The sequence below is a fragment of the Aliivibrio sp. EL58 genome (genome assembly GCF_900312675.1).
Classification (GTDB): domain Bacteria; phylum Pseudomonadota; class Gammaproteobacteria; order Enterobacterales; family Vibrionaceae; genus Aliivibrio.
The window spans coordinates 1,281,427-1,293,825 of sequence record NZ_OMPC01000009.1 but is presented as its reverse complement, the minus strand read 5'-3'; the positions used below and the strand labels follow the sequence as shown (position 1 = coordinate 1,293,825).

Sequence of the window (12,399 nt, the reverse complement as noted above, 5' to 3'; positions counted from 1 at the left end):
GAGTCATGCTCGGTCTTCTTTTTTCTTTTAGATAATTCCCATCAGTATTTTTATTGTCGATTTAAGAGAATAGAGAGTACTGTTTAGAATTAATATAAGATCTAAAAAGACACTTTAAAGGAAAGTAAAATGACAATAGAACGTACTTTTTCAATTGTAAAACCAGACGCTGTTAAACGTAATTTAATTGGCGCTATTTATCGTCGTATTGAAAAAACAGGTATGCAAGTTGTAGCCGCGAAGATGCTTCTTTTAACCAAAGAGCAGGCGCAAGGTTTTTATGCTGAACATGAAGGTAAAGAGTTCTTTAATGCCTTAGTTGAATACATGACATCAGGACCTGTAATGGTTCAAGTACTTGAAGGTGAAGATGTAATTGTTCGTTACCGTGAGTTAATGGGAAAAACAAACCCAGAGCAAGCTGCATGCGGAACTATTCGTTCTGACTATGCAATAAGCATGCGTTACAACTCAGTTCATGGTTCAGATAGCCCAGAATCAGCGGCTCGTGAAATTGCGTATTTCTTCGCTGATGATGAAATTTGTTCTCGTCCAGCAGAATAAAGTCATGTTAAAAAGTAAGCTAAGCTTTCTATATTAACTAGAAACTAATCGCTTCACTTCCTATAAGAGCAGTGTAGCTTACGCTGTCTGCCTATCTGCTCTTATAGTATCCAGGCACGAAGTGCATATAGTTTCTATTCTTTGATTTTTCCTCATACCTCTACCTCTAGTAATATTCTCTCAAAACTTGTACAATTCTGCGCCCGATATTCGCGGTGATGTTATTTATCAGAGAGGCAACATGACTACAGCTAAAATCAATCTACTGGACTTTGATCGTAAAGGACTTCGAGCATTTTTTTCTGAGGAATTAGGAGAGAAAGCATTCAGAGCCGATCAAATTATGAAGTGGATGTATCACTTTGGTTGTGATGACTTCGATCAAATGAATAACATCAACAAAAAACTTCGTGAAAAACTAAAACACAAGTGTGAGATCCGTGCACCTTACGTATCTGAAGCTCAACATTCAGCTGATGGTACGATTAAGTGGGCAATGAAAGTTGGCGATCAAGACGTTGAAACGGTATATATCCCAGATGGAGACCGTGCAACATTATGTGTTTCTTCTCAAGTGGGTTGTGCACTAGCATGTACATTCTGCTCAACGGCACAACAAGGTTTTAACCGTAACCTTAAAGTATCTGAAATTGTAGGCCAAATTTGGCGTGCAGCTCGTGAGATTGGTTTAGAGAAAGAAACAGGTCGCCGCCCAATTACCAATGTTGTAATGATGGGGATGGGTGAGCCATTACTAAACATGAAAAACTTGATCCCATCACTAGACATCATGCTTGATGATCTTGGTTTTGGTCTGTCTAAACGTCGTGTAACAGTATCTACATCAGGTGTTGTTTCAGGTTTAGAGCAAATGATTGGTAAAGTTGATGTTGCTTTAGCTATCTCTCTTCATGCACCAACGGATGAATTGCGCAGTGAAATCATGCCGATTAATGACCGTTGGAATATTGAAGCGTTTTTAGCGTGTGTACGTGAGTACATTGCTTCATCAAATGCTAACCGTGGTCGCGTGACCGTTGAGTATGTTCTGTTAGATCATGTTAATGATGATATGAACCATGCAAGACAACTCGCAGAACTATTAAAAGAAACACCTGCGAAGATTAATTTGATTCCATTTAACCCATACCCTGGGTCACCATACAAGAAACCAAGTAATTCACGAATTGATCGATTCATGAAAACACTAATGGAATATGATTTTACGGTAACCGTTCGTAAAACACGTGGTGACGATATCGATGCTGCTTGTGGCCAGTTGGTTGGCGATGTAATCGATAGAACTAAACGTACTCAAGTTAAACAGCAAGGCGAAGGGATCCCTGTTAAAACTGTTTAATCTTGGTGTATAACAGCAAGGGAAGGCAGAATGAAAAAATGGCGAGCAGCACTAATAACGTTTGGATTATTGATTAGTGCTGGTTGTGTCACTGTTAATAAAATAGATGACATGAGTAAAGAAGAGGAAATTCGAGCAGCAGAAGCTCGAATTGCCCTTGGATTAAGCTATTTGAATGCGGGGGATATGATCAAAGCCCGTGAAAATTTGGAATTGGCTGCACAGTACGCCCCTAACTATTACCGTTCTCAAACCTCCCTCGCTTATTATTACCAACAAGTCCAAGAAACCGCTTTAGCTGAAAAGGCTTACAAACGAGCATTACGTTCTTCGTCAAAAAATGGTAATGTATTAAATAACTACGGCGTTTTTCTTTGTAAAAATGGCGAATATGAGAAAGCCCAGCAAAATTTTTCTCAAGCAATCGAATTACCTGACTACTATCTTGTTTCTACAAGTTATGAAAATGCCGCAATGTGTGCATTGAGTAGTGGGGATAAAGTGACAGCTAAAACGTATTTTGAGCGCTCGCTGGCTCATGATCCAAATCGTGTTCGTTCTACCCTTCAATTGGCAAAATTGAATATTGATGAAGGCAACTATTCAGAACCGAGAGTTTTACTGTTTAAATTTAATAAGAAGTACGGATATAAACCCATTAGCCTAAGCTTACTCATAGAATTAGAAAAAAAAGCAGGCAATATGCACTTAGTTAACAAGTACGCAAATATACTTGGGACAGAGTATCCGGACTCCATCGAATATCAGAACTATATAAATTATGACTACTGAAAATATTGAAATAACAAGTGAAGTAAAAGAGACTCTTATTGCTCCAGGGCAATTATTGAAAGAAGCCCGTGAAGAGCTAGGACTAACACTTGAGGAAGTCTCATCTCGCTTGCGTTTACGTGTCGAAGTCTTACAACAAATTGAAGCTGACGAATTTGACATGGGGAAATTAGCCACGTTTACTCGGGGTTATTATCGATCTTACGCCAAAGTGGTGAACGTACCAGAAGTTAAAGTATTAAATGCCTTAGATCAGCTTGGTAAAACCTTAATAGAAGAGCATGACATGCAAAGTTTTTCTCGTAAGACAAAAAGAGAAAAACATGACAATCGTATTATGAAGTTAACATGGGTTATTTTTGCTCTGATCTTAAGTATGTCTGTTTTATGGTGGTGGCAAGAACAAGCTCAACTAGAAAGCACACAGGATGTTACATTGATAAGTGATGTAGCAACGGCAGAAGCAATTGAACCAACAGAAAATGATGCTACTGCGACAGAGCTGGAACCAACATTAACAGAAGCTGAAATGCTTGAGTTAGATACTAAGGTTTCTGATCTAGAAACAGATCCTGCTGAACTTGAAAAGCAAATCGAAGAAGAGCCTAAGGCTGTTACTCCGGTTGAAGCAAAAGCTGAGAAAATTGTTGAGACAAAAGTTATCGTGACTGAAGATGTAACGATGACCTTTAACAGCGATTGCTGGCTACAAGTTCAAGACGCTTCAAACAATCGTTTGTATTCTGGCGTAAAAAAAGCAAATCAAACATTAAAACTAACAGGTAAAGCCCCTTATAAATTAATTATTGGCGCACCAAGTGCCGTGACACTAACTTATAAAGGCAAACCTGTTGATTTATCTGCTTATCCAGCAGGTAAAGTTGCACGATTAACCTTACCTCAATAATGAGTTGATTCCATGCATATAGAGTCCCCAATTAAACGTCGCCAATCTACTCGCATTTATGTGGGTAATGTTCCTATTGGTGATGGAGCGCCTATCGCTGTTCAGTCAATGACAAATACATTAACGACTGATGTTGCTGCGACGGTAGCCCAAATTAAAGCACTTGAAAAAGTAGGCGCTGATATTGTTCGAGTTTCAGTGCCAACAATGGATGCTGCAGAAGCGTTTAAGATCATTAAACAGCAAGTATCTGTGCCATTAGTCGCTGATATTCATTTTGATTATCGTATTGCATTAAAAGTTGCAGAATATGGCGTGGATTGCTTACGTATTAATCCAGGCAATATTGGTAATGAACAACGAATTCGTTCTGTTGTTGATTGCGCAAGAGATAAAAATATTCCAATTCGTATTGGGGTGAATGGCGGCTCATTAGAAAAAGACATTCAAGTAAAATACAAAGAGCCAACAGCAGAAGCGTTACTTGAATCAGCAATGCGCCATGTAGATATCTTGGATCGAATGAACTTCGACCAATTTAAAGTCAGCGTAAAAGCATCAGATGTCTTTTTAGCGGTAGATTCTTATCGACTATTGGCTAAGCAAATATCTCAACCATTGCATTTAGGTATAACTGAAGCGGGCGGTGCACGTGCAGGCTCTGTGAAATCGGCAGTAGGCTTAGGTATACTTCTATCTGAAGGTATCGGTGACACATTGCGTATATCATTAGCTGCTGATCCAATTGAAGAGATCAAAGTTGGTTTTGATATTCTAAAATCATTACGTATTCGTTCTCGCGGTATTAACTTTATTGCGTGTCCAACGTGCTCTCGTCAAGAGTTTGATGTTATTAGTACGGTTAATGAGTTAGAACAGCGTCTAGAAGATTTAATCACACCAATGGATGTTTCTTTGATTGGTTGTGTGGTTAATGGCCCAGGTGAAGCAGAAGTGTCTCATTTAGGCATTGCCGGTAGTAATCGAAAAAGTGCATTCTATGAAGATGGCATTCGTCAAAAAGAACGCTTTGATAATGACAATATTGTGGACAAGCTAGAAGCGAAGATCCGTGCGAAAGCAGCAATGCTATCTAAAGAAAACCAAATTGATGTTAATCAGATCGACTGATTAGCAAACCAGATATAAATGAAATCCATCGGGAAGTGAACGTGGCTAAAGCAATCCAAGCAATTCGAGGCATGAATGACTGCCTTCCAACACAATCTCCATTGTGGCACAAAGTTGAAGATAGCGTAAAACGCGTAATTAGTGCATATGGTTACAACGAAGTACGTATGCCGATTGTTGAACAAACAAACTTATTCAAACGTGCTATTGGTGAAGTAACAGACGTTGTTGAAAAAGAGATGTACACGTTTGAAGACCGTAATGGCGACAGCCTAACGCTACGTCCAGAAGGGACTGCGGGTTGTGTACGTGCAGGAATTGAAAATGGTTTACTTTACAACCAAGAACAGCGTTTATGGTACATGGGTCCTATGTTCCGTCATGAGCGCCCTCAGAAAGGTCGTTACCGTCAATTCCATCAAGTAGGTGTTGAAGTCTTTGGCTTAAATGGCCCAGATGTTGATGCTGAACTTATCATGATGACAGCTCGTTTATGGCGTGAACTAGGTATTGATAAGCACGTACGTTTAGAACTTAACTCTATTGGTTCATTAGAGTCACGTGCTAACTACCGTATCGCATTAGTTGAATTTTTAGAACAGCATTTAGATGTGTTAGATGACGATTGTAAACGTCGTATGCATACAAACCCAATGCGTGTTCTTGATACGAAGAATCCAGATGTACAAGCTATTTTAGGTGATGCACCTAAGTTATCTGAGTACTTAGATGATGATTCAAAAGCACATTTTTCTGGATTATGTGAACTACTTGACGCTGCTGGCATCCAATATCAAGTTAATGAACGTTTAGTTCGTGGATTAGATTATTATAACCGTACTGTTTTTGAGTGGATCACTGAAAGTCTAGGTGCTCAAGGAACAGTATGTGGTGGCGGTCGTTACGATGGTCTTGTTGAACAATTAGGTGGTAAAGCAACTCCAGCTGTTGGTTTTGCAATGGGCCTAGAGCGTTTAGTGTTATTAATGGAAACATTAGAATTAACCAATGTACGTCGCTCAGTAGACGTGTACATGGTGACTTCTGGTGAAGGTACATTGATGGCTGGTATGAAGCTAGCTGAATCACTACGAGAACAAGTTCCAGGCTTACGCGTTATGTGCCACTTCGGTGGTGGTAATTTTAAAAAGCAATTTAAACGTGCAGATAATGCTGGTGCTGCGGTTGTTCTTATCTTAGGTGAGAGTGAAGTGGCTGAGCAAACGGTAAACGTTAAAAACTTACTTACTGGTGAGCAAGAAACTTTAGCTCAAGCAGATGTGTTCGCAAAATTAGCTGATTTGATTTAAGAGGATAGGACGTGGAAGCCTACGAAACTGAAGAACAACAAGTTGAAGCCATTAAAAGTTGGTGGAAAGAAAATGGCAAGGCAGTCGTTGTTGGTGGCGTTGTTGGTATAGGAGCTATTTTAGGCTGGAAATATTACCAATCAGCACAAGTTGAAGCGAAAGATATCGCTTCAATGTCTTATGAGAAAACACTAACGGCTTTACAAGCGTCTGGTGCAGAAGCGGCTGAATCGACTCAGGCGTTTATTAGCGCAAATGCAAGCAGTGAGTATGCAGTTCTTGCTGCCCTTCAGTTAGCAAAAGTACAAGTAGAAGCAGGCCAACTGGATGCGGCTCTTGAGCAATTAAACTGGATTGCAAGCAACAGCAAAGACGAGTCATTAATTGCTACGGCTCAAGTGCGTGCTGCTCGAATTCAAACAGAACAAGCACAGTTTGATCTAGCATTAGCGACATTAGCGGGTGTTAAGCCTGCGAGCTGGGCTGCTCGTGTTGCTGAGTTAAAAGGTGATATTGCTCTTCGTCAAGGTGATGTAGCAACGGCTCGTTCTGCTTATACAGAAGCACTACAAGCTGGTATGAACCAAGCAGTTCAAATGAAACTGGATGACTTAGCAGAGTAAGGACAACTGAATGCGTAAGGTGTTAAAAAAAGCGGCATTATGTACCTTTGGTTTCTCCATGCTTTTTGGCTGTGCGAGCGAAGAAGATACAATCGTAATGGCACCGGTTCCTGTAGTTCAAAATCAATTTGAACCAACAACGGAATGGACAAGTTCAATTGGCGATGGTGTTGGGCATTATTTTTCTCGCTTAACGCCAGTGTATGCTTATCAAAAAGTTTATGTTGCAAGTCGAGATGGTCTTGTTAAAGCGCTTGATCCTGAAAATGGAAAAACCATTTGGGAAAAAGATTTAGAGCAAGATGATACCGCTCGTTTATCTGGCGGTTTAACTCTGACTTATGGCAAAGTCTTCATCGGTTCAGAAAATGGTGAGATAATCACTCTTGATGCTGAAACTGGGGAAGAGTTATGGCGTAAAAATGTAGATGGTGAAGTACTTGCTAAACCATTAGCAGATGAAGGTTATGTCATTATTCATACGAGTCGCGGTGCATTAATTGCTTTTGATGCTGAGACAGGCGATGAGAAATGGCAGATCAACAGTGAAGTGCCTAACTTAACCCTACGTGGTGACAGTGCGCCAGTTAGTATTTCTGGTGGTGTGTTCTGGGGTATGTCTAACGGTCGTTTAGCCGCTGCATTGATCTCTAAAGGTCAACTGTTATGGCAGCAACCAGTAGGTACACCAAAAGGCGCAACTGAAATTGATCGTTTAGTTGATGTTGATGCGTCTCCGCTTATTTTAGGTGGGCGATTATATACCATTGGTTATAATGGTCAGCTAATTGCATTGGAACTTCGTACTGGGCAACCAGCATGGAAGCGCAATTACTCATCAGCGATAAATATGTCATCAGATGGTAAACGTCTTTTCTTAGTAACAGAGAAAGATCACGTTGTGGCAGTAGATGCTCGAAGTGGTACTGAGCTTTGGAACAATGAAGAGCTTGAATACCGTCAGCTGACATCACCGATGATTATTGATAATTATATCGTTTTAGCTGACAGTGAAGGTTATCTACATTGGTTAGATAGAGATACTGGACTGTTCGTTTCTCAACAAGAGATCGACAGTGATGGTATCGCTGTATCCCCAATTATTGTTGAAGATGGCTTTTTAATTGTCACTCGCGAAGGCGATATCAAAAAAATGCGAATTAAATAAGTTTTATTTGCTATAATTGTGAATTGGCTCCAAGTCCTTTTGACTTTGGGGCCTTTTATTGTTTTTAGATAGTGAAAGATAATCCAATTTGGTGATGGTTTTTATCCGTTCATATTAAAAAAACTATCATCAAATTGGTATTAGCTCGCGCTATGCCTATGATTAAATTAAGAGGTATATATGATTCCTGTTGTTGCTCTGGTAGGGCGTCCAAATGTTGGTAAATCGACGCTGTTTAACCGTGTTACGCGTACAAGGGATGCATTAGTTGCTGACTTTCCAGGCTTAACTCGTGACCGTAAATACGGCCGTGCTAAGTTAGAAGAGCTTGAATTCATTTTGATCGATACCGGCGGTATTGATGGAACTGAAGAAGGTGTAGAAACTAAAATGGCAGAACAGTCATTAGCTGCGATTGAAGAAGCTGATGTTGTGTTATTTATGGTTGATGGCCGTGCTGGTTTAACATCATCTGATGAAGCGATTGCAAAACACTTACGTTCACGTGAAAAGCCAACGTTCTTAGTAGTAAATAAGATCGATGGTATTGATGCTGATGCGGCAAGTGCTGAGTTTTGGCAATTAGGGATGAACAAAGTTTATCAAATTGCCGCTTCACATGGCCGTGGTGTAACGTCTCTACTTGAATTAGCGCTTGCTCCTTTCATGGAAGAGCTAATTGAAGAATCTTTGAAAGATGAAAATGGTGAGATCATGGATCTTACTGAATTTGAAGATTTCGAAGAAGAAGAAAAAGAACGCACAGAAGAAGACGCAGAAAATGATTTCTCTCGTCTTCAAGATCAACCAATCAAACTTGCGATTATCGGTCGTCCTAACGTAGGTAAATCAACGCTAATTAACCGTATTTTAGGTGAAGAGCGTGTGGTTGTTTACGATATGCCTGGTACAACTCGTGACTCTATTTACATTCCAATGGAACGTGAAGGTCAAGAATACGTACTTATTGATACAGCTGGTGTTCGTCGCCGTGGTCGTATCAATGAAACGGTTGAGAAATTCTCTGTAATCAAGACATTGAAAGCGGTTGAAGATGCGAACGTAGTATTACTTGTTATCGATGCTCGTGAAAACATCTCAGATCAAGATCTAAGCTTATTAGGCTTTGCATTGAACGCGGGTCGTTCATTAGTTATTGCTGTGAATAAGTGGGATGGTCTTGATAATGAAGTTAAAGAGAAAGTGAAATCTGAGCTAGATCGTCGTCTAGGCTTTGTTGACTTTGCTCGTCTTCACTTCATCTCTGCTCTACATGGCACAGGTGTTGGTCATTTATATGAATCAGTACAAGAAGCTTATGTATCAGCGACTAAGCGTGTAGGTACATCTGTTCTTACTCGTATCATGAAGATGGCTCAAGATGATCACCAACCACCAATGGTTCGTGGCCGTCGTGTGAAACTGAAATATGCTCACGCAGGTGGTTATAACCCACCGCTTATCGTTATTCACGGTAACCAAGTAAAAGAACTGCCTTCTTCTTACAAACGTTTCTTAATGAACTACTTCCGTAAATCATTAGAAATTATGGGTACACCTATTCGTATTCAATTCCAGAATAGTGAAAACCCATTTGAAGATCGCGGTGGCAAGTTGACTCTATCTCAAGAGCGTCAACGTAAGCGTCTAGTTGGCGCAGTGAAAAACCGTCATAAAAAATAATCGTAATTACTTTATTTATACATATTGAATAATAAAACGCCCATCTTGTTGGGCGTTTTTTTTAGGTAAAAATCATGAACGTATTATCTGCAACAGAGATTCTTTTTTGCCATAACACATGGCACCACACGTCACTTGTTCAACTGATTAAAGAAACAGAACAAGGTAAGTGGTTTGTAACCAAAGAAACGCCTTTTCATCCAGTCAGTCATATTTGGCCAGATCATCCAGATGATAAAGGGACTGTGCAAATCGGCGACAATGAATGTTCAATCCTTGCCTGTCAAACGGGTGCGATTGAGCTGGCAACCGGCGAATTATATATAGATAAAGACATTCCAATTAAACGTGGTGAAGCGGGATGGGTGTTTGTGGTTGCACATTTAATATCTGAAAATGTCGATTTATCAGTAGAAAATATCGTTACCTTACGGGTTGATAAAGAATATCAAGATGCGTTAAGTCGTGGCCATAGCGCGGGGCATATTGCTTATTTAGCCTTAAATAAAGTGCTTCATGCTAATTATTGGCGTAAAGATGCAGATAGAAAAGATGAGCTAGGCCACTACAACTTTAATAGTTACGCTCAAGAAACCAGTTTTGTCACAGAGGACCATTGTGAAGATGTTTATCGTTTAGGTAAAACACTGCGTAAGCGTGGGCTAAATAGTGCAGAAATGATGTCAGCGCTTGATTCAATTGAAGAGCAAGTAAATCAACAGATTAGTGTATGGTTAGCCTTAGAAAATGAGGTTTCTATCGAGTGTGAAGGTAAAGCGTTAACTGATTCACGTTACTGGATTGCAGATTTTGGTATAGATGGAATAGCTAAACTACCTTGTGGTGGAACTCACGTCTCTTCGTTTAAAGATTATCAAGAGATTAACGTTCAACTTAAAGCGCGAGGTGAACAAGAGCTATTGATGTTAACTCGTTCAAGTAAACGAGCTTAAAATTGAAATTACATCAGATGTAACTCTTATTCTGTATATTGTGTAATTTCCGTTTTTTTGACTGAAATGGATATGTAAAATACTGATTGATGTGCTGGATCTTCTATTTTAAATGGTGTTAATTGAAATTTAATATCGTTTAAAATTGAAAAACAGGATATGTAACTAATGCTTTCGGGGTGTGGTTATATAAATGTTCTTAAAGGGCATGATCGCTGATCAGATCCCTATAAGCATGAAGATCTGCACTTTTTGATGCGTACAGAGACACAGTCTTTATTTGAAATAGATTAAGAAGGAAAAGACGATGCAAACAAACGAATGTCCTAAATGTCAGTCTGAATTACGCTGGCAGAGAGAAGGATATCATTGTGATTTTTGTCAGGTCGATTTTAAAAAAGTGGCTTATTGCCCAGATTGCAGTAAAGAGATGGAAAAGCTTAATGCGTGTGGTGCACCAAGCTATTTTTGTCATGATTGTAATGAGTTGAAATCAAAATCTCGTGCCAAAACAGAATTTGTAGAAACAAGTCTTAGTTAATTACGGTAGATGTAATTTCACCATCGACAAAGCGAGTGGTTATGTTCTCACCAGCTTCTACTTGTTTTGTTGATGTGACAACAGCCCCTTTCTTATTACGAGTAATGGAGTAGCCACGCTGTAATGTCGCTAATGGGCTGACGGTATCTAGTTTCTCAGCGGCCAATGCTAATTGATGACGTTGCATGAGTAGGTTTCTATCCATTGAATCTAATAAGCGACGTTTTAACTCTTCAATACGTAACTTATCTTGAGAGACTTTTTTTGCAGGTGATAGGTTGCTTAAACGTAAAGTCAGATTTTCAATTTTATGCTGATGACGCTGCAGGCGTTGCTGCATATACGTCATTAAACGTTGATTTAGGTCATCTAGCTTCTGGCTTTGACTGTTTAACTGCATTTGTGGATGCTGTTTTTCAAGACGATGTTGAAGTGCTGATAATTGACGTTGTTGCCCTGCTAAATAGCGATCCATTGCACTATTTAAACGGCGTTTCTGATGCGTTACGATTTGCAGTTGAGAAGATAAATCTCGGCTCACTAATTCGGCAGCAGCAGAAGGCGTTGGTGCTCTTACATCAGCAACAAAATCGGCAATAGTAATATCGATCTCATGACCAACAGCACTGACGATAGGGATCTCACTTGCCGCAATCGTTCTTGCAACGATCTCTTCATTAAAACACCAAAGATCTTCTAATGAACCGCCGCCACGTCCAACGATTAAAATATCACATTCATTACGACTGTTTGCTCGACCAATGGCTTGCGCTATTTGGATTGCAGCGTTGGCACCTTGCACTAAGGTTGGGTAGATAACCACTGGGAGGTTAGGATCGCGTCGTTTTAATACATTTAAGATATCAAATAGGGCTGCGCCTGTTTGTGAGGTAATGATACCGACACGTTTTGGTTGTTCTGGTAATGCTTTTTTTGCGGTTTGAGCGAATAGGCCTTCAGCAGCCAGTGACATTTTTAGCTGATCAAATTCTTGTTGAAGCCGACCGTCACCTTCTGGTTGCATACTCTCAATAATTATTTGATAGTCACCACGAGGTTCATAGAGAGAAAGGCGAGCTTTAACAAGAACTTGTTTACCGTTTTGTGGCTTAAAAGTAACGCGGCGGTTATTGCCCTTAAACATGGCACATTTAACTTGAGCGCGACTGTCTTTTAGGGTGAGATACCAGTGTCCAGAGACTGGAACGGTTAGATTTGATATTTCGCCAACAAGCCAAACAATACCCATCTCATTTTCTAATAATAAGCGGACTTCAGAGTTAAGACGAGAGACTGTAAAGATGCGAGGATTAGAATCGAGAGACATGTAAATGCCTTAGACGTGAGTATAGGAATTAGCGGCAATA

Annotated in this window: 12 protein-coding genes; 11 read left to right on the top strand and 1 reads right to left on the bottom strand. The window is 39.9% G+C overall.

The features are described 5' to 3' along the window. Positions 1-129: 129 nt before the first annotated feature. From ndk to ED622_RS16780, 11 genes are all read left to right on the top strand, one after another. Positions 130-564, top strand: coding sequence for a nucleoside-diphosphate kinase (ndk, locus tag ED622_RS16830; RefSeq protein WP_122035990.1), 435 nt, complete (start codon positions 130-132; stop codon positions 562-564). 241 nt (positions 565-805) lie between these two features. After that, positions 806-1,924: a bifunctional tRNA (adenosine(37)-C2)-methyltransferase TrmG/ribosomal RNA large subunit methyltransferase RlmN gene (locus tag ED622_RS16825; RefSeq protein ID WP_122035988.1), complete on the top strand. Its 1,119-nt coding sequence runs from the start codon at positions 806-808 to the stop codon at positions 1,922-1,924. A gap of 30 nt (positions 1,925-1,954) precedes the next feature. Beyond that, on the top strand, positions 1,955-2,716 hold the full coding sequence (gene pilW / locus ED622_RS16820; protein ID WP_122035986.1) for a type IV pilus biogenesis/stability protein PilW: 762 nt from the start codon (positions 1,955-1,957) through the stop codon (positions 2,714-2,716). Continuing rightward, positions 2,706-3,623: a RodZ domain-containing protein gene (locus ED622_RS16815; protein WP_122035985.1), complete on the top strand. Its 918-nt coding sequence runs from the start codon at positions 2,706-2,708 to the stop codon at positions 3,621-3,623. Before pilW ends, ED622_RS16815 begins: the two co-directional genes overlap by 11 nt. A gap of 12 nt (positions 3,624-3,635) precedes the next feature. After that, positions 3,636-4,754, top strand: a complete 1,119-nt coding sequence (gene ispG / locus ED622_RS16810; RefSeq protein ID WP_122035983.1) for a flavodoxin-dependent (E)-4-hydroxy-3-methylbut-2-enyl-diphosphate synthase — start codon at positions 3,636-3,638, stop codon at positions 4,752-4,754. Between the two features lie 41 nt (positions 4,755-4,795). Continuing rightward, positions 4,796-6,064 (top strand): histidine--tRNA ligase, encoded by a 1,269-nt coding sequence (gene hisS, locus ED622_RS16805; protein WP_122035981.1) that lies wholly within the window; start codon positions 4,796-4,798, stop codon positions 6,062-6,064. A gap of 11 nt (positions 6,065-6,075) precedes the next feature. Beyond that, a complete protein-coding gene (locus ED622_RS16800) occupies positions 6,076-6,687 on the top strand; it encodes a tetratricopeptide repeat protein (protein ID WP_122035979.1) in 612 nt (203 codons plus the stop codon). 10 nt (positions 6,688-6,697) lie between these two features. After that, positions 6,698-7,855 carry an outer membrane protein assembly factor BamB gene (gene bamB, locus ED622_RS16795; RefSeq protein ID WP_122035978.1) on the top strand — a complete coding sequence of 386 codons (1,158 nt, stop codon included), beginning with the start codon at positions 6,698-6,700 and terminating at the stop codon, positions 7,853-7,855. Positions 7,856-8,035: 180 nt separating this feature from the next. Next, entirely contained in the window at positions 8,036-9,538 is a 1,503-nt protein-coding gene (gene der / locus ED622_RS16790; RefSeq protein WP_122035975.1) for a ribosome biogenesis GTPase Der, read from the top strand. Between the two features lie 74 nt (positions 9,539-9,612). Further along, the gene (locus tag ED622_RS16785) at positions 9,613-10,491 is read left to right on the top strand and encodes an alanyl-tRNA editing protein (RefSeq protein ID WP_122035973.1); all 879 of its coding nucleotides are present in this window, start codon (positions 9,613-9,615) and stop codon (positions 10,489-10,491) included. A 307-nt stretch (positions 10,492-10,798) separates the two neighbouring features. Beyond that, a complete protein-coding gene (locus tag ED622_RS16780; RefSeq protein ID WP_122035971.1) occupies positions 10,799-11,032 on the top strand; it encodes a zinc ribbon domain-containing protein in 234 nt (77 codons plus the stop codon). Here ED622_RS16780 and xseA read toward each other — a convergent pair. Beyond that, positions 11,025-12,359, bottom strand: a complete 1,335-nt coding sequence (gene xseA / locus ED622_RS16775; protein ID WP_122035969.1) for an exodeoxyribonuclease VII large subunit — start codon at positions 12,357-12,359, stop codon at positions 11,025-11,027. The two genes, ED622_RS16780 and xseA, sit on opposite strands and share 8 nt — an antisense overlap. Between the last annotated feature and the right edge of the window lie 40 nt (positions 12,360-12,399).

Bases quoted from the DNA above. Each gene is read 5' to 3' on its own strand.
- ndk (WP_122035990.1), top strand. From the start codon at position 130: ATGACAATAGAACGTACTTTTTCAATTGTAAAACCAGACGCTGTTAAA.
- bamB (WP_122035978.1), top strand. From the start codon at position 6,698: ATGCGTAAGGTGTTAAAAAAAGCGGCATTATGTACCTTTGGTTTCTCC.
- xseA (WP_122035969.1), bottom strand. From the start codon at position 12,359: ATGTCTCTCGATTCTAATCCTCGCATCTTTACAGTCTCTCGTCTTAAC.
- ED622_RS16785 (WP_122035973.1), top strand. From the start codon at position 9,613: ATGAACGTATTATCTGCAACAGAGATTCTTTTTTGCCATAACACATGG.
- der (WP_122035975.1), top strand. From the start codon at position 8,036: ATGATTCCTGTTGTTGCTCTGGTAGGGCGTCCAAATGTTGGTAAATCG.
- ED622_RS16780 (WP_122035971.1), top strand. From the start codon at position 10,799: ATGCAAACAAACGAATGTCCTAAATGTCAGTCTGAATTACGCTGGCAG.
- ED622_RS16825 (WP_122035988.1), top strand. From the start codon at position 806: ATGACTACAGCTAAAATCAATCTACTGGACTTTGATCGTAAAGGACTT.
- ED622_RS16815 (WP_122035985.1), top strand. From the start codon at position 2,706: ATGACTACTGAAAATATTGAAATAACAAGTGAAGTAAAAGAGACTCTT.
- ispG (WP_122035983.1), top strand. From the start codon at position 3,636: ATGCATATAGAGTCCCCAATTAAACGTCGCCAATCTACTCGCATTTAT.
- pilW (WP_122035986.1), top strand. From the start codon at position 1,955: ATGAAAAAATGGCGAGCAGCACTAATAACGTTTGGATTATTGATTAGT.